The organism is Aminobacterium sp. MB27-C1, from assembly GCF_030908405.1.
In the GTDB taxonomy this organism is placed as follows: Bacteria; Synergistota; Synergistia; order Synergistales; family Aminobacteriaceae; genus Aminobacterium.
Genome location: NZ_CP133089.1, coordinates 1,224,360 through 1,242,268 on the forward strand (window position 1 = coordinate 1,224,360; position 17,909 = coordinate 1,242,268).

A 17,909-nucleotide genomic window follows, 5' to 3' on the forward strand; every position below is an offset into this window, starting at 1 on the left:
TCCCTGATTGCTGATCTTATTTTATGAGCTTTATTTTAACCTCTATGAAGGGATTGATGAATAATATCTAGCATTGATGAAGCAGAAAGAGATGCTCCACCAATAAGGGCTCCATCAATATCTGGCTGATCTAAAAGATTAGCCACATTTGCTGCTTTGACACTCCCACCATAAAGAATATGAATATCCCTATGGCATTCCATTTCATCGTCAATTCCACTTATTTCTGCAAGTAACTCTCTTGCAAAAAGACAAGCTTCTTCAGCATTTTCCGGACTTGCCGTTCTTCCTGTTCCAATAGCCCAAACAGGTTCATAGGCCCAAATTGTTTTTTTAATTTCTTCGGGAGATAGACCTTCGGCTGCACTCTGAATCTGTCGTCTGAATACATCAAAAGTCATATCTTTTTCTCTCTCTTTAAGGGTTTCCCCGAAACAAAGCACAGGACATAGATTATGACCAAGAGCTGCTTTTAATTTTTTATGAACAATCTCATCTGTTTCTCCCATGATGTGTCGCCGTTCACTATGACCAATAATGACATGGCTGCACCCTACTTCCTTAAGCATGGGGAAAGAAATCTCACCAGTAAAGGCACCCTTTTCTTCATAGAAGGCATTTTGTCCGCCTAAGCATATCCCATCGTTCTCTCCTTGTGTAAGAACACTTGCACCTGTTTGCAACAAGGTGAATGGAGGGAAAATACAAATCTCAAGAAAATTTCTATGTATTTGATCACAAATAACAGCATCCTCACAAATTTTCTCAGAGAGTTCCGTAAAAAACTTTTTCGTTTCTATGATCGTATTATTCATTTTCCAGTTGCCATAAAGATATATTTTCTTCACAGAAAAATGTTCCTCCTTTCAAAAAAAGACGGGAGCTTACGCATCCCGTCTCTATAAAACTATAGTGTCACAACTTTTCTCTATTTTATTAAAAGTAGCTCAATGCCTGGTAATACTTTTCCTTCACAAAACTCTAAGCTAGCTCCACCGCCAGTAGATACATGCGTAACCTTCTCTGCAAAACCTAATTTTTTAACGGCAGACGCCGTATCTCCTCCACCTACTACGGTAATTCCGCCATTTTCTGTACACTTTTCAACCGCTTTTGCCACAAGGCGGGTCCCCTCTGCCAAAGTCGGATTTTCAAAAACACCCATAGGACCATTCCAAAGAACAGTTTTGGCTTTTTCAATATAGCTAGCAAAAAGAGCAGCTGTTTTTGTTCCTATATCTAACCCCATATCTGCAAAAGAAATATCGTCTACCGAAACTTCTTTTCGCGGAAGTTCACTCTCTAAAGACTCCGCCACCGCTGTGTCAACTGGCAAAACGATGTCGACTCCCATCTCTTTTGCTTTTGTGAGCATTTGCTGTGCAAAATCAGCCTTATCTTCTTCGTATAAGGATTTACCAATCCCCTTGCCTTGAACAGCCAAGAAAGTATATGCCATTCCTCCACCAATAAGAATTGCGGAAGCTTTTTCAAGAAGATGGTCGATAACTCCTATTTTGTCAGAAACTTTTGCTCCTCCCAAAATGAGGACAAAAGGTTTTTCAGGAGTTTCGCTCACTGTACTGAGCATCTCTATTTCACGAGTTATCAAATTGCCCGCAAATGAAGGAAGATACTCCATTACCCCTCTTGTTGAAGCATGTGCTCTATGCGATGCGCTAAAAGCATCCATAACAAAGACATCAAAGGGGGCAGCAAGCTCTTTTGCAAAATCGAGATTGTTCTTTTCCTCTTCTGGATAAAATCTAATATTTTCCAAAAGTACGACACTGCCTTTAGGAGCAGAATCAATAGCTTTCTGCACATTTTCTCCGATGGAATCATTAACGAAGATAACGGGACAATTCAATATCTCTTTTACATTCTTTACTATATGCATAAGAGACAGGCTTTCAACTTTTTTGCCTTTAGGACGTCCTAAATGAGAGACAAGCGTTACTTTTGCTCCCCACTCAAAAAGCTGTCGAATTGTGTTCACGTGTGCCCTGATTCGTGTTGTGTCAGAAACTACTCCCTCTTTTAAGGGAACATTGAAGTCAACACGAAGAAGAACATTTTTCCCCTCAACATCCTGACGAGAAAATTCTCGCAACTTCATTTTTTACAGCCCTTTCTTAATCATATAATTGACAAGGTCAATACAACGGCACGTATATCCCCACTCGTTATCATACCAAGCTAAAATTTTAACCATATTGCCTATAGACATTGTATGGCGAGCTGCAAAAATAGAAGAGTGTTCATCTCCGATAAAATCTGAGGAAACAAGGTCATCTTCTTCGTAAACAACGTATTTTTTCATATCACTTGTTGCGCGTTTTTTAACGGCTTCATTGATTTCCTGAGCTGAAGCTTCTTTCTTAAGCTCAGCAACAAGGTCAACAACTGATACATCAGGTGTCGGCACTCGCAAAGCAATGCCATTCAATTTCCCCTTGAGTTCGGGAATAACCAACCCTATAGCCTTTGCTGCACCTGTTGATGTAGGAACCATAGAAAGAGCTGCTGCACGTCCTCGATGTAATTTTTTATGTGAAGAATCCATAAGCTTCTGATCGTTTGTATAAGAATGAGTTGTTGTCATAAGGCCACGTTCTATACCAAACTCTTCGTTCAATATTCTGGCCACTGGAGCAAGGCAGTTTGTTGTGCATGATGCGTTAGAAACGACATGATCTTTTGCGGGGTTATATTGTTCTTCATTAACACCCATAACAAATGTTGGAATTCCATCGCCACTGCCAGGAGCTGTTATAACAACTTTTTTCGCTCCTGCTTTTATATGATTCTGAGCGCCTTCAAGATCTTTGTAAACTCCAGAAGACTCGATAACAATATCTACGCCAAGATCTCCCCAATTAAAATCTGCAGGATCTTTAATTGCTAAAACCTTAACTGTGTCACCGTTAACAATAAGGTTATCTCCATCAACCTCGACTTCGCCAGGAAAACGACGATGGATAGAATCATATTTGAACATATAGGCTCGTTGCTCGGGTGTAGTACGGCTATTTGTTGCAACTATTTCAAAAAGACCCTCCTTGTCATATTGATACATCGCCCGCAAGGCGAGTCTCCCTATACGGCCAAATCCATTAATTGCTACTCGAACCTTTTTCATCTTACAGCACCCTTTCTATACATTCATTGTATTTAAATGTTATATTCCACTTTACAGTATTATATACCGTGCGGTAATTGTTCAGCCATTGTCTTCAATTTTTGCCAACGATATTTAACAGTACTTTTACTGACTGGTTTAGATAACATCTGACCCAATTCAGTCAATGTTGCGCTAGGATATTGCATGCGAACTTCAATAAGCTCTCTCAATGTTTCAGGCAACGTATTTAAAATTCTTTCATTCTGGAAAACCTTTGCTATTTCAAGTTGCCATTCCGCAGCTTCCAATGTCTTCCGAATATTTGATGCGTCACAATTCACGAGTCTATTTGCTTTATCGCGCATTGCCCGAACGATAGCCTTTTCTTCCAATTTCAGAGAGGTATCAAACAACTTATAGTGACTTAAAAGTGTTACGATCTTTTCCTGATCGCGTAAAAGTAGCTCATACTGACCATCTACAATACGTTTTCCTACAGGGAATTGATTATTTTTCAATATGGACAAAACCAATTCCATTATTTTATAAAACCTGAAACGAAAAGCTAAGTAATAACCTGTCTTAGGAACATACAAAGAGCCACAATTGCCCCAAACACCTCTCATCCATTGCCAATCGCTCTTTTTCCTTGCATTTTCTCCCCAAAAGATAACTTCTTTCATAATAGGCTGAGGAATCCGAAGTGTTACGCTTCCACGAAAATTAGCAGGGACATTAAGCATCGATGATAAATCAAGTCTTTTTCCCCAACGTGATGACGCCCAAATTCTTCTAAGCCGCCTAAAGACCCAAAGTCTTCGTCCAGAAAGAACAAACCTGCCCTGCGACATAGTTTCGGGATACACCGTCAAAAGCCCCCAAAGGATTCCTGCCGTCTCAGAATCTATATCAGTACTAGACAATGGAGAGAAAACCCATTCATCCCACATTATTTCACTCAAGGTTTTCATAGCATTATTACACTTCTTTCATATCTCTACATATTCGCATCAGCGTCTCGGAGAGCGCCTGACTATCATGACGTACAACCGATCCCTCGTAGACCTTTACGTAATTGCTTTCTATTATCTGGCAGTTTTTTTCAAGCAGTATCTCTCTTTGAGAATCATCCAAATATAACGGGATAGCCCCTTCTTTCAAATATGCCTCTAAAAAAGGTGCAGGAATGGAACCATTGTTAACAACGATAAAATTAGGAGCGATTCCAAGTATCTTTTCGATCCATTCCACATGTTCCACTACGTTCATACCATCGGTTTCTCCAGGCTGAGACATTAAATTAGCAACATACACTCTGGGCAAAGGCGATTCTTGTATTTTCTGTGCTATTTTGGGAAGCAACAGATTCGGTAAAACACTTGTGAAAAGACTACCTGGCCCTAAAACGATAAGATCCCCTTCATCAATAGCTCTAATTACATCAGGTAATGGCTGGGGATCGGAGGGTTCAAGCCATATTCGTTTAACCTTTTGACCACATCTGCACGATGATATTTCTAATTCTCCTCGAAGAAGTTGACCCTCTTCTATCTCTGCAACAAGGGAGACCGCTTCTGTGGTTACAGGTAAAACTCTGCCTCTGATAGCAAGAAGATGGTTCATTTCCTCGACAGCAAGACGAAAATCTCCCGATATTTCAGTTACAGCAAGCAAGATAAGGTTTCCAAGGCTATGACCGGAAAGATCGCCCCGATCAAAGCGGAAATCAAGTATATTCCGAAGGGCATTATCGTTTTCAGCTAAAGCGACAATACAGTTTCGAACATCACCAGGAGGGAGAACTCCCCATTCTTGGCGTAAGCGCCCAGAACTCCCGCCTTCATCAGTTACAGTAACTACTGCTGTGATATTACGAGTAAAAGATTTTAATCCTTTAAGAAGAGTAGAAAGACCAGTTCCTCCTCCTAAAGCAACAATATGAGGTCCCATAGAAAGTCGATACTCTACTACCCTCGCCATAACATCAGTTTTGACAGGGGATGAGCGTAGAAACCCTGGCCATCTATCCTTCCAAGAAAGAACAAAAATCGTTAAAAAAGCAGTAAGTAATCCTAAAAAATATGCTACGCGCCAATCCATTACTCTCGCACCTGACTCCGATTTATATCTCTATGACGAATTGTGCATCGTACATTCTGTTCCTTAAAATGCTTTGCGAGCCATTCGACCGTCGCCACTGAACGATGTTGCCCTCCAGTACAGCCCACGGCTATATGAAACGGTGATTTTCCCGAAGCCAAATAAACGGGAATAAGAAAATCAAAAAACTCGTAACAACGAGTTAAAAAAAGCTGTGTTTCATCTGAAGATAAAATATAGCTTTGTACATTTAAATCTTTACCGTTGAGCGGACGCAGATGGGGGACATAGTGTGGATTGACTAAAAAGCGAACGTCCAATACAAAATCACTATCTTGGGGAATTCCGTATTTAAATCCAAAAGAAGAAAAAACGACAGAAGATGATGCTTCAGTCCGAATAAATTCAGAAATAAGCCGTTCTTTAAGCTCTCGGATAGAGAGTCCAGATGTGTCAAGAACTACATCAGCATACTCTCTGACAGGGGCCAACAAAATACGTTCACGTTGAATTCCTTCTAATATAGGGATATGATCCCCCAATGGGTGACGACGACGTGTCGTTTCGAAACGGCGAACAAGGCTCTCATTCGATGAATCCAAAAAAAGCACCTGAACTAAGGAGATAGATCTCTTTAAAGCATCCACAATAGAAAATAGATCGTTCAAAAGACGTTCTCCACGAATATCCACGACAGCAACTAGTCCTTCTTGCACTGCTCCACGATGTTGCGACAACAACCCCATAAGCTGAGGAAGCAATGCCGGAGGAATATTATCAATCGCAAAAAAACCCTGATCTTCAAGAATATTTAAGGCCGTAGATTTTCCAGCCCCAGACATTCCCGTAATAATAAGACAGCGCTGAACGCTATTATTTTTTATGTCCACATTCTTTCTCCCAATCCCGAAGAATTTCAACCCCATGCCGTATTACAGGCGCCACAGCTTCGAAACACTCTTCTGCCCCCGTTTGGCTTCCTGGTACAGCTATGATCAAGCTTTTCTTTCTCGTAACAGCCAGTCCCCGAGAAAGGATAGAACGAGGAGTGTAATAGACAGTGCGACTTCTCATAAATTCACCTATCCCTGGAATTATCTTATCAGCAATAGATTCCAGAGCTTCTGGAGTAACATCTCGACTAGAAAGACCTGTTCCGCCAGTGACAAGAATGACATGCAAATCTGCTTCGTCCACCCATTTACACAACAATTTTTCAATTTCACTCTGCTCGTCAGGGAGTATATATTGTTTCTCAACAATCCCCCCAATACGAGAGACCGCCTTTGCCAAAGCCGGACCGGCAGTATCTTCTCGCAACCCCTGGCTGGCCTTATCGCTTACTGTCAAAATTCCAACATGAAGTGGTTTCCACATTTGGATATCTGAAGAGACAGAGATAAAGCCTCCCTGCTGAACAGAAAGCTTCCATAGAGAAGGAGCCTCTTCTGCATCTACACGCAAAATAACGTCACTTTCCGAGAAAGCAAGAATGTTACCCACTTCCAAATCCTGGTCAAGAGAAGCCCTCAGGACAAAGGCCGCTCCTTGAATCTCAGGAAGCAATCCAGGCTTTGTTATGAGAATATCTGACATATTTCCATTTATTGAAGATGAGCCGTCAGCACGCATATTGACATAGCATATCCCGTACTCTCTATGATCATCTTTGTTAAGAATTCCAAGAAGTTTCATTCATGTTCCCCCTCTGGCGAGTGATAATCGCCACTTTTGCCTCCACTTTTTCGAAGCAATCGAATATTATGTATTATCATGCCTTTATCAATACCCTTACACATATCGTAAACAGTTAGAGCTGCCACCATCACTCCCGTCAATGCTTCCATCTCTACTCCCGTTACTTCTTTTGCAGCAACAACGGATGTTATCTTTACTTGACTTTCTTCAGCGATCAGTTCGCAATGAACATCCACCTTGTTAAGACTTATATTATGGCAAAGAGGAATAAGATCTGACGTTTTCTTAACAGCCATAATACCAGCAATTTCTGCTATTTTCAGTACGTCTCCCTTTTCTGTCGTTCCAGCAATAAGAGCATCTCGTATCGTAGAAGGTAAAAGAACGACTCCCTCTGCACGTGCTTCCCTCAATGTGACTTTTTTACCTCCCACGTCAACCATGCGAGGATGACCAAATTCATCAAGATGAGAAAAAGTCTTCATTGTCCATTACCCTCCAATCCTAAACATATGCTCTTTTCCAGATTCTATATCAAGCCAACGACGAGGTTTTTGCCGAATGGCTTTAATAATACCTTGTCGTGTCTTCTCTTCATCTCTGGAACGCAACGCATCCCGTATTTCAACTCCTTTGCCACTAAAAAGGCACGGCAAAACTTCTCCTTCCGATGTAATGCGAAGACGGTTACAAGAAGCACAAAAATGATGAGACACGGCAGCAATAATACCTAAACGTTGTCCGGTAGCTTCATTGATTAAATATCGGGCAGGCCCTGCGTTAATAGCTTCTTCTGACGCTTCCTCTCTCCAAAGTTCAGATTCCGGAAGAGATTGTATAATATCATCTGCTGATATAAAACGTTCCTTGCTCCATACCCCACCATCAAGAGGCATAAACTCTATAAGGCGAAGTAAAAGGTCTTCTTTTAATGCAAAAGCCAGAAGCTCTGGAATCTCATGATCATTTATCCCTCGCATTAAAACAGTATTGAGTTTAACCTTAGTTTTAGAACGTCCAGCTACAGATTGTATTCCTTGTATTACCTCGCTAAGACTTCCAGTACATGTTATCATCTTGAATCGTTCGGGATTTAACGTATCAAGACTAATATTGATACTCTCCAGATTTAAAGAAAGTAAATCTTCTGCTAAAGGAGCTAATAATGATCCATTGGTTGTCAAAGAGAGTGTCATTGATGGGAACATCTCTCTTACTTTTTTAAGGAAAAGGGTAAAATCTTTTCTAACTAGAGGCTCCCCCCCAGTAAATCTGATTTTTTGAGCTCCCATATCTTTCAAAACATGGCATAAGAAGAGTAAGTCTTCGTATCGAAGAATACGCCCATGGTCTATCCATAATACTCCATCTTTAGGCATGCAATATTGACACCTGAAATTGCAACGATCCGTCACAGAAATTCGAATATAATGTAAGATCCTTCCAAAGGGATCTTTTAAGAGTTCCATCGATAGCCTCCCAGCTCTTCTACCTGCAGTTTCCATTGGGAATCATTTAGAGCATCGAGGAGAGCCAAGAGACAAGGGTGATTTTCATATTCCGCAGGATAGACTAATTCATACGGTTCTTCTGTTATGGGGATAAAATCAAGGTTCAAAGCATCAGCAGCAGCTTTTATCCCTAAAGCCACATCAGCAACTCCAGCTGTAATACGATTTGCAGCATCAAAATGAGTCGTTGCTTGAATAGTATATCCATTAATTTCCTTCGTTTTCATTCCATTCTCCCTCAAGAGGGCATCGAGAAGGACGCGAGTTCCTGCACCTGGCTGACGATTAATAAAACGTGCCTGTTTTTCTGCAATATCTTTGATATCAAAAATTTCAAGTGGATTCCCCTTCTTCACAAGTAACCCCTGTTGTCGGAAAAAGAGCAAACGTCGTATCCACGTTTTCCCCTGAGAGAGTTTTTCTATATATGAATCATTATATGTTCCATTTTCAGGATCAAGAAGGTGACATGCAGCAATATGACATTCCCCTCTCGATAAAGCGGAGAGCCCTCCGAGACTACCAACAGAACGATATACAAGTTCTCCCCCTCGTCTTCGAATATATGAACCCAACCGTTCGAAAGCTGGGTCGTTAGATCCTTGAAAGAGAAGACGACGATTCCAATCTATTTTGCGAGTTAACCAAACTACTAGTTCAGTTCCAATTGGACACTCTGCCACAGACCGAGATAATAAAACAAAACCATCAGCTTCAGACATAGCCCACATTGTACTCGATCCAGAAGAAAGAGGAAAAAATTTTTTCTTTCCATGCAAAGATACAGCCTTGACCCGAAGCCATTCGTTACGACCTGGAACAGATGAGCATGGCGCAAGGAGTTCCATTATCTCTTCTTTTGCGTTTAGGGCTTCTTTAAGCACTATGTTTTCATCAAAATCGCCCTCTGATAAGAGCTTAAGAAGAGGATAAACAAGAGACCAAGCAACCACTGCAGTTGACATGGGAAATCCTGGCAAATCAATAATAGGTGTCCCCTTCACATTTGCAGCCATTGCCGGTCTGCCAGGTTTCATTAGTAACCAATGGAAAAGCATCTTTCCTTCTTCAGATAAAATTTGAGACGTGTAATCTTTCTTTCCTTTTGCCGATCCTGCACCAATAAGAATGAGATCGTACTTTTCAACGTTTTGAAGAACAGTGTCACGAATAAATTTCGGATCGTCAGGTAGAGGTTCCACAATATCAAGAGGAAACCCCCAACGATAAAAATACCCTTTCAGCATTGTTGAATTGCTTTCGACAACTTTACCTGAGACAGCACCCTTTCTGAGCCAATCTACACCAGAGACAATCTCATCTCCAGTAGGAATAAAAAGAGTTTTAGGCACATCCCATACGGGAACAGACGAATACCCGGCAGCAAGAAAAAGCGCTGCTAACGGCGGAGAGATATAATCTCCCTCTCGAGCAATAATCTGTCCAGAAGCCACATCTTCTCCAACGGGACGTATGTTATCTCCAGTTGAGAGCGTTTTGTAGACTACTAGATTTTTATCTTCTAATGACGAATCTTCAATCATGAGAACTCCATCATATTGAAGAGGAACTTCCGCACCCGTATTAACCCATTCGTACTCACTCTGTGCGAGATGAACGGGCGTAGCTATACTCGCGGTAGCGGTTTTTTTCGTGGCCAGGGCATAACCATCCACAGCAGAAGCACTGAAATGAGGAACGTTTCTTCTTGAACAAATATCTTCGGCTAATATGTAATTCGTACAAACATCGACAGATAAGTCTCGCTTTCTCTTTATTCGAGAAAAAGTTTCTTTTAGAATCGACCATGCTTCTTCCATGGGGATGTGCTCTTTCCAATCCTTTACCATGGTATAAATTCCACCTTCTCTCCTCGCCGTACTGTTTCTACACTTTCATCTAATCGTATAAGTCCGCTGGATTCCTTTAAGATTCCAACATAGCCAGATTTTGCAGATAAAGGAGCTACTGAAGAATTAGTAAGAATAGCCGGATAAAACTTTTCGATGCCGGTAGAACCTATAATATCGGTTGTCGTTTCTAAAAGAAATGAGCTTTGCTGTATCTGAGTACCTATAAGTCGATTCAGAAGGGGAAGAAGTAAGACCTTTGCTGCAACCATACAAGAAAGGGGATGGCCAGGAAGCCCCATAACCAGTTTCCTCTCTTGAAGCGACCCAGCTATCAAGACTGGTTTGCCAGGGCTCATCCGCACGCCACGCACAATTAGTCCTGGGTCAGGGAGTGTTTCTAATATTTCCGAACAATAATCTCTGACACTTACAGAAGAACCTCCGCTAACAAGAAGGACATCAAATGAATTTAGGGCTTCATGGATAGCCTTTTCAAGGTCGCCTTTTTTATCTTTTATTATTCCTAATCGCGAAACATGAAAACCCTGAACGGAGAGTAACCCCCATAATGCCCAACTGTTAACATCTCTAATGCACCCTGGAGGGAGATTGGGTGAAGAAATATCTACAATTTCGTCACCTGTACTTAAAATGCCTATTCTAAGTTCAAGACAAGGTACTGATATTTGCCCCATAGTCGCCAATATACCCAAATTTTTAAAGGATACGAGGTCTCCACAAGACAAAACCTTTTCTCCCGTCCGTAGTTCTTCTCCCTTAAAAATCACATGTTCTCCTTGCTGTGCTGCCTTGCGTACTTCTACCCATGGTCCGCTCTCTGCCGTATATTCAAGCATAACAACGCTATCAGCTCCCTCAGGAAGAATTCCACCTGTGTGAATAATCATTGCCTCGCCAGCATGAAGGGGCCGAAACGGAAGTTGCCCCATAGGAATTTCTCCCACAAGCTTTAAATAAACGGGAGAGGAAGAAGAAGCGCCTGAAATATCTTCGCTTTGTACAGCGTAACCATCTCTTAAACTTCGCGTATACGGAGGAGAGACAACAGTGGAAAAAATATCTTTGGCTACGATATTTCCCAAAGAGGTTTGAACGTCTTTGTAGCTAAAAGAAAGGTCCCACGGAAAACGTAGGACCTCTGAAACTCTACTAATACTCTCGAAGCGATTCGATAGATCTGTTACAAAACCTGACATATCGTCACTCCTTTAATTACTTCATTAAATTATTGCAAACGCACGACCAAGATAGGGTACCCTGCTTGTTTTAATTGAGCTGCACACTTATCGGCTTCATTCCGCTGATTACCTGCCGATACCGTAACTCTATAATACGTACTATTCTTTACAACAGCTTTGGATACAAAAGCATTATACCCTTCTTTAGATACTTTTGTTTTCAAACGATTTGCCGCATCTGAACTTTTGAAAGAACCAATCTGAACGCCCCAGTTGCTATTACCTGTTGGTGGTGCAACCTTTTCTGTCTGCTCCGTTGTAGTAGCCACTATACTTGTAGCTGCTGTAGTTGTCTTTGCCGTTCCTTCAGAATTAGGCTGAGCCGTAACGGGAGCTGCTACCTGCTCTGGCACAGCAGGTGCTGGAGAAGAAGCGACAGGCGCAGCTGCAACTGGCACGCTCTCCTGCGAAGGCGCCGGACTTTCTTGAACAACAACTGGCTTATGCGGTTCCCGTGCCGGCTCAGATAAAAAGAAAAATTTTACCCCTACAATTAAAAGCCCAACTGCTATGAGACCAATTATAGGAAGCATTAAATCTCCAAAGGGCAACATAGGCTTTTTATCTCTCTGTCTGCGATTCTCTCGTGCTGACATGAAAAAACCTCCTAATATTTAAATCTCAATAAGAAAACGAGCAAGAGCCATCAGAAAGAGACCCCCGCCCGTTTTGTATAGTTCCGCAATTCTAATGAACTCACATATCCCTTTTGACGAGGGCTATTTTGACGACCGTTGAGACCTCCTAATGATAGAAGGGATATCGTATGTATTCTTAGGGACACCGCTCATTGTAAAAAGATCTTCCTCGGGAGCAGAAACTACCTCTGCTTCTTCTAAAACAACATTTGTTGACCGAGAAACTGTTTTGTTAGCGGTCACGCTTTTGACAGATTTAGGTACGCTTTTTTGTCCTTTTCCCGAAGAAAAACCTGTAGCGATAACCGTTATTCTCAGACGATCTTCCATCGTATCATCAATTGTATGCCCCCAAATTACGGTGGCATCTTCGTCAGCTTTTCCTTTTATAACTTCTGCAGCTTGCTGAATTTCATGAATTCCAATATCGCTTCCGCCAGTTATATTAAAGAGAATACCTTTGGCTCCATCCATAGGAGTCGACATAAGAGGGCTATTAATAGCTGCTTTTGCTGCCATTTCTGCTCTACTATCTCCGTGTCCTTCTCCTATCCCCATAATAGCAGAGCCCGCATTTTTCATAACTGTCCTTACGTCTGCGAAGTCCACGTTTATAAGACTGGGTTTTAAGATAAGGTCTGTTACACCTTGTACTGCCTGACGCAAAACTTCATCAGCCAATTTAAAGGCCTCGGTCAACCCTGTCTTTTTGTCAGCTATTTCAAGAAGTCTATCGTTTTCAACAACCAGCAATGCATCTACTTTTTCTTTTAAGAAACTTACACCCTGTTCTGCATGACTTTTTCGTTTTCGTCCTTCAAAGGAAAATGGATTGGTCACAACAGCAACAACAAGAGCTCCTGTTTCTTTAGCTACTTCCGCTATAACAGGGGTAGCTCCCGTACCTGTTCCACCACCCATTCCAGCTGTAAGGAAGACCATATCGGCACCTGTTACAAGTTGACGAATTTCTTCAATAGATTCTTTCGCAGCACCTGAACCTACATCTGGATCTGCACCTGCACCTAATCCACGAGTAAGTTCTCTACCTAAAATAACTCTAGTTTTAGTCTCAGAAAGGCCCAATGCAGCCATATCCGTATTTGCAGCGATAAATTCGACCCCATCTATTCCACTTCGTATAATATGATTTAATGCATTTCCACCGCCACCGCCAACTCCGATAACTTTAATGTTTTCTCTATTAGGCCGTGTCGCATTGTCTATCTGAAATACATGCTCCATTCCGTATCCACCCCGCTATAAGTCAGAAAAGTTCTTTCATCGATTTCTTCACCATCTCGAGGAAATGGCGAAAGCCTTCTCCGTTCGCGCTTTTTGTGTTTCTCTGGTGTCCTCCTCTTTGAGCCGCCACGTAAGCGGATACACCTCCCGATCGAAGAACCTCAATTGGCGCTTCGATATACCTATAAGGATTACGCTCTTTATTTATAATATACCTAATGATTCCTGATGAAGTTGTGTACTCGCAATCATTACGTCCAGGAGGCATCTGAAAACTATCAAGAGGTTCAGCGATACGAACTGGAAGATTGAGCACCTCTGTCGTAAAAATCTCAATTCCTCCTGTTTTAGCAACACCGCCAGAAAGGACAATACCTGCCGGGAACATATGAACACTCTGATCTGCCAAACTTTTTGAAACGTGTTCTGTAAAAAGTTCCTCTAAACGACACAAAATAACATCTATTGCATCGGGAACATTGAGAACTTTTGTCCTTCCTCGCGTTTCCACTTCTATAGCGTCTTCATTTTCGTCAGAAAGAAGAGAAATCTGCTGTTTTATCATTTCTGCTTTACTAATAGGTATCTTTAAAACATAGGCTAAATCATTCGTAATATGATCTCCACCTATAGGTATAACCGCCAACCGGACAGGACGCCCATCGGCAAAGAGCGCAACTCCCGTCGTTCCTCCACCGATACAAAGAGAAACAGCCCCAGTTCGTGTCTCTTCATCAGTAAGCGAACCAAGAGCGCTTGCTAATGATTTAATAACGAGACCATTGACAGTAATTCCCGCACTTTCGACACAATTAATTATATTCTGTAATACTGATGTGGGAACGATTACAGACTGTAACTCTATCTCTAAGCGTATTCCCGTCATACCAAGAGGATCATCAATGCCGCTGTTTCCGTCAAGGGAATATTTTACTGGAATCGTATGGAGTGTCACTCTATTGGAAGGAACTGCGAGCTCACTTTGTGCAGCTTCAATAACCCGTTCTATGTCTTGGACGCCAACTTGTCGAGGAACACGACCTAAAGAAACCATTCCTCGTGATGTAACACTTGTTGCGTCTATACCACTGAAAGCTACAGTAGCTTCATCTATTTCGAAACCAACCATTTTTTCAGCATCCTGAACGGCCATACGAACGGCCTGCACCGCTTGTTCCAGATTTACAATAAGTCCCTTGCGAATACCCAAAGAAGGAGCATAACCAACACCTATAATCTGGGCATCCTGGAAACGGGAATCCCTTTCCGCGACAACAACAGATATCTTACTCGTACCTAGATCCAGCCCCACTATTATTTCTGGCTCTGTGTACATTTTATTCCCGCTCCCTTCGTACAATCAATCAGCTTTTATAATGTTCGAACTACTATCTTATCTCCATAGGTTGTATCTATCTCTACCATCTCATTTCCTTCTGGTAAATCTTTCATTACTTTAGGCAACGCTCTAGAAATGATAGGCCACCGCTGTGTATCTTCATCAAGAAGAATGCTTACTAAACGTTTCTTCCATTTTACTTCAATTACAAAGCTGTAGCTACCCGCTTTTCTACCAAACTTAACTTTATTAATAGGCGCGCCCCAGCTATTTTTTTCTATTTCATCAACCCACTGTTTCAAAGAATCGAGAGGAAGAGCACTTCGAAAAACAGAGCGTCCCTTTTCTTCTATGCCATCAATAGGAATTGGAAAGTTTTCATTTAAATGCCATACAGGAACACCTGCTTGGACAAGATCGCCATAAATGAAGTTGCTCGCTACACTTTTACCATCCCATATACGACCATCTTCTGATAAATACCAATGGGTTCCCTTCTGAACAAGCACAATCCAAACATTAAGTGGACGTGCTGAAACGTATATCTCTTTCAATGAATGTATATTAATATTAAAATATACAGGAATCTCTCGTTCTATCTTTTCTATAACCTCATCCCTCGAAAAAAAGACAACAGGGAAAAAACGCAAATTATCAGAATTAAAATGGCTCCAAAAAACCTGTTCTGAATAAGGATCAGGAAGCTCCAACTTGATATGTTTCGCTGAGAGCAGCAAGAAATTAGTTTCTATGCAATAAACTATTCCCATTATAAGAGATAGGAGTAAAAGCAGCCGCTTCACTCGTAACACCCTTGCCCACTACTCCAAGCTCGAAAAAAGCTGAACTTCGAGCTCTAAAAGATAACCCGTTTCCTCAAAAACTATTTTACGGCACTTTTCAATCAAGGCCAATACGTCTGTTGCCGTAGCGTCCCCTGTATTAAGTATGAAGTTAGCATGGGCCTCAGAGACCACTGCTCCACCAACCTTTAGCCCTTTGCACCCACATTGATCCAAAAGTTTTCCGGCACTTGTTCCTTCTGGGTTCTTAAAAATACACCCTGCACTTTTATAGCCATGCGGTTGGGCACTTCGCATTTTTAAAAATTCGTCTGTTCTAGCCCTGATAATAGTCAGGGGAACAGCTTCCATAATAAGGCAACAAGAAGCTATAGTGTAATGGAGCTCCTTAAACTGAGAATAACGATATCCCCAAGAAATATCATTTTTATCTAAGCGTCTGATCTGATGGTGCTCATCAACAACCTCAACCCACTGCAAAAGATCTGAGATTGCCTCTCCCTGTGCACCGGCATTGCCAATCAAAGCCCCTCCTAATGTACCTGGTATACCCACGGCAAACTCTAAACCCGCAAAGCCATATTTCAATCCAAAGTTAACAAGTTGCGCAAGAGGAACCCCTGCTTCTACTGTTATTAACGCTTTATCTGTTTCTCTTATCACTGAGAAAGACGAAAGATACTTTGTACAAACAACTACTCCTCCTATTATTCCATCATGGATAATAAGATTGCTGCCCCCTCCTATAATACGAACAGGGCTCTCTTCTTTTAAGGATGAAAGCGTTACAAGATCGCGTACACAAGAAGGCCAGACGCAAACTTCCGCTATTCCCCCCACTCCCAATGTCGTTAAGGATGAAAGGGGAAAGCTACTTTTGACCTGTCCTGCTACTTCCTTTTCTAAAAACGTAACGCCCCTTTGATTCATTTTTAAACCACTCGCTTCTCAAGTTCCTCTAGCAACATTTCTCCTACTGCTGGAACATCTCCAGCTCCAACAGTTACGACAACATCTCCTTCATGTGTTGATTCTTTCAATAAAGCCACTGCATCATACATATCCGAACAGAGAACACAGTTTTTATATTCTCTAAGTTGTAATTCCGAATAAATAAGATTAGAATCTACGCCTTCAAGAGGTTCCTCATCTGCAGGATAGACAGGAAGTAAAAAGAGTCTGTCTGTTTGAGAAAGGACTTCTGCAAATTGCTTATACATTGCAGCTGTTCGAGTAAAGCGGTGGGGTTGAAAAACGATATTAAGTCGTCTATCTGGAAACATCTGCGACAAGGCATTGAGAGTTGCAGCCACTTCACGAGGATGATGCCCATAATCATCGTAAACATCAAGTCCATTAGCAGAACCTATATATTGCAAACGACGTTTAGCACCTCTAAACGTTTTTAATGTCTTTTTTATCATCGGGAATGGAACTTCAAGACGATCTGCGACAACACAAGCAGCCAAGGCATTCATAATATTGTGATCTCCCGATACAGATAACTCTACCTCATCGACAAATTTACCATTTTTGGTAACAGAAAAAGAAACGCCACCACCTGGAACATGTTCTACGTTATATGCACCCCAATCCCAAGCGTTGCCCCATCCATATGTTATCACGTCATTTTTAAGATGGTTTTGGTCCAAAATTCGTGACAACCCAACATCCTCTCCACAGAGGACAACAACACCATCATCTTTAGGGTTGACTAAAAATCTACCAAAGGCCTCTATTACACTCTCAAAGGTAGGATAGTGATTGACATGATCCCAATCGGCATTTGTTAAAACCGCTATATTAGGGTGAAAACCTTCAAAAGATCCATCACTTTCATCAAGCTCTGCTACCATATAAGGGCCTTCTCCCAGTTTCGCATTTACCCCAATGTCACAAAGCTCTCCTCCAATAGCCAACGTCGGGCTTAACCCTGACTGTTCTAATATAAGAGCAATCATGGAAGAAGTAGTTGTTTTTCCATGGGTCCCTGCTATTCCTATTCCATACTGAGCATCAAAAATCCAACTCAGAACTTCGCCTCTTTTAGCTGTACGAATTCCTCTATTTCGTGCCTCAACAAGCTCTTCATTATCTTCTGGAATTGCGCTGCTATAGATAACAAGATCGGGAGAAAACTCGTCTAAATGTTCTTTCCCATGACGGAGCATAAAACCGATATTATCTCGAATAACTTTATCGACATAGGATGTCCAGTTCATATCGCACCCGCTTACATCGTACCCAAGATCTTTCAGCAAGAGGGCGAGTCCGCTCATACCAGCTCCGCCTATCCCCATGAGATGAATTCGATTAATACCTTTCAGATTTGTTATCAT

At 41.6% G+C, this 17,909-nt stretch carries 17 protein-coding genes; all 17 read right to left on the reverse strand.

Going from position 1 to position 17,909, the window contains the following annotated elements; translation table 11 throughout:
* Positions 1–35: 35 nt before the first annotated feature.
* The 17 genes from tpiA to murC all read right to left on the reverse strand — a co-directional run bounded on the left by tpiA (position 36) and on the right by murC (position 17,909).
* Positions 36–848: a triose-phosphate isomerase gene (tpiA, locus tag RBH88_RS05900; RefSeq protein WP_213691491.1), complete on the reverse strand. Its 813-nt coding sequence runs from the start codon at positions 846–848 to the stop codon at positions 36–38.
* A gap of 80 nt (positions 849–928) precedes the next feature.
* The gene (gene pgk, locus RBH88_RS05905) at positions 929–2,119 is read right to left on the reverse strand and encodes a phosphoglycerate kinase (RefSeq protein WP_213691490.1); all 1,191 of its coding nucleotides are present in this window, start codon (positions 2,117–2,119) and stop codon (positions 929–931) included.
* 3 nt (positions 2,120–2,122) lie between these two features.
* The gene (gene gap, locus RBH88_RS05910; RefSeq protein ID WP_213691489.1) at positions 2,123–3,142 is read right to left on the reverse strand and encodes a type I glyceraldehyde-3-phosphate dehydrogenase; all 1,020 of its coding nucleotides are present in this window, start codon (positions 3,140–3,142) and stop codon (positions 2,123–2,125) included.
* Positions 3,143–3,201: 59 nt separating this feature from the next.
* On the reverse strand, positions 3,202–4,095 hold the full coding sequence (gene whiA, locus RBH88_RS05915; RefSeq protein ID WP_213691488.1) for a DNA-binding protein WhiA: 894 nt from the start codon (positions 4,093–4,095) through the stop codon (positions 3,202–3,204).
* A gap of 7 nt (positions 4,096–4,102) precedes the next feature.
* The gene (gene yvcK, locus RBH88_RS05920) at positions 4,103–5,224 is read right to left on the reverse strand and encodes a gluconeogenesis factor YvcK family protein (RefSeq protein WP_307879439.1); all 1,122 of its coding nucleotides are present in this window, start codon (positions 5,222–5,224) and stop codon (positions 4,103–4,105) included.
* On the reverse strand, positions 5,224–6,114 hold the full coding sequence (gene rapZ / locus RBH88_RS05925; protein WP_213691486.1) for an RNase adapter RapZ: 891 nt from the start codon (positions 6,112–6,114) through the stop codon (positions 5,224–5,226). The genes yvcK and rapZ overlap by 1 nt, the downstream gene beginning before the upstream one ends.
* The gene (locus tag RBH88_RS05930) at positions 6,098–6,919 is read right to left on the reverse strand and encodes a molybdenum cofactor biosynthesis protein B (RefSeq protein WP_213695305.1); all 822 of its coding nucleotides are present in this window, start codon (positions 6,917–6,919) and stop codon (positions 6,098–6,100) included. Before RBH88_RS05930 ends, rapZ begins: the two co-directional genes overlap by 17 nt.
* Positions 6,916–7,407, reverse strand: a complete 492-nt coding sequence (gene moaC / locus RBH88_RS05935; RefSeq protein ID WP_213691484.1) for a cyclic pyranopterin monophosphate synthase MoaC — start codon at positions 7,405–7,407, stop codon at positions 6,916–6,918. The genes RBH88_RS05930 and moaC overlap by 4 nt, the downstream gene beginning before the upstream one ends.
* 6 nt (positions 7,408–7,413) lie before the next feature.
* Positions 7,414–8,391 carry a GTP 3',8-cyclase MoaA gene (gene moaA / locus RBH88_RS05940; RefSeq protein ID WP_213695304.1) on the reverse strand — a complete coding sequence of 326 codons (978 nt, stop codon included), beginning with the start codon at positions 8,389–8,391 and terminating at the stop codon, positions 7,414–7,416.
* Positions 8,379–10,283, reverse strand: a complete 1,905-nt coding sequence (locus tag RBH88_RS05945) for a substrate-binding domain-containing protein (protein ID WP_307879440.1) — start codon at positions 10,281–10,283, stop codon at positions 8,379–8,381. The genes moaA and RBH88_RS05945 overlap by 13 nt, the downstream gene beginning before the upstream one ends.
* Complete coding sequence (locus tag RBH88_RS05950) at positions 10,277–11,503, reverse strand: molybdopterin molybdotransferase MoeA (protein WP_307879441.1); 1,227 nt, start codon at positions 11,501–11,503, stop codon at positions 10,277–10,279. Before RBH88_RS05950 ends, RBH88_RS05945 begins: the two co-directional genes overlap by 7 nt.
* 29 nt (positions 11,504–11,532) lie before the next feature.
* Positions 11,533–12,141, reverse strand: a complete 609-nt coding sequence (locus tag RBH88_RS05955) for an SPOR domain-containing protein (RefSeq protein ID WP_213701514.1) — start codon at positions 12,139–12,141, stop codon at positions 11,533–11,535.
* Between the two features lie 123 nt (positions 12,142–12,264).
* Complete coding sequence (gene ftsZ / locus RBH88_RS05960) at positions 12,265–13,428, reverse strand: cell division protein FtsZ (RefSeq protein WP_213695300.1); 1,164 nt, start codon at positions 13,426–13,428, stop codon at positions 12,265–12,267.
* Between the two features lie 22 nt (positions 13,429–13,450).
* A complete protein-coding gene (gene ftsA / locus RBH88_RS05965; RefSeq protein ID WP_307879442.1) occupies positions 13,451–14,764 on the reverse strand; it encodes a cell division protein FtsA in 1,314 nt (437 codons plus the stop codon).
* Positions 14,765–14,799: 35 nt separating this feature from the next.
* Positions 14,800–15,570 (reverse strand): hypothetical protein, encoded by a 771-nt coding sequence (locus RBH88_RS05970; protein ID WP_213701512.1) that lies wholly within the window; start codon positions 15,568–15,570, stop codon positions 14,800–14,802.
* 18 nt (positions 15,571–15,588) lie between these two features.
* On the reverse strand, positions 15,589–16,500 hold the full coding sequence (gene murB / locus RBH88_RS05975; protein ID WP_307879443.1) for a UDP-N-acetylmuramate dehydrogenase: 912 nt from the start codon (positions 16,498–16,500) through the stop codon (positions 15,589–15,591).
* Positions 16,501–16,502: 2 nt separating this feature from the next.
* On the reverse strand, positions 16,503–17,909 hold the full coding sequence (gene murC / locus RBH88_RS05980; protein ID WP_213701526.1) for a UDP-N-acetylmuramate--L-alanine ligase: 1,407 nt from the start codon (positions 17,907–17,909) through the stop codon (positions 16,503–16,505).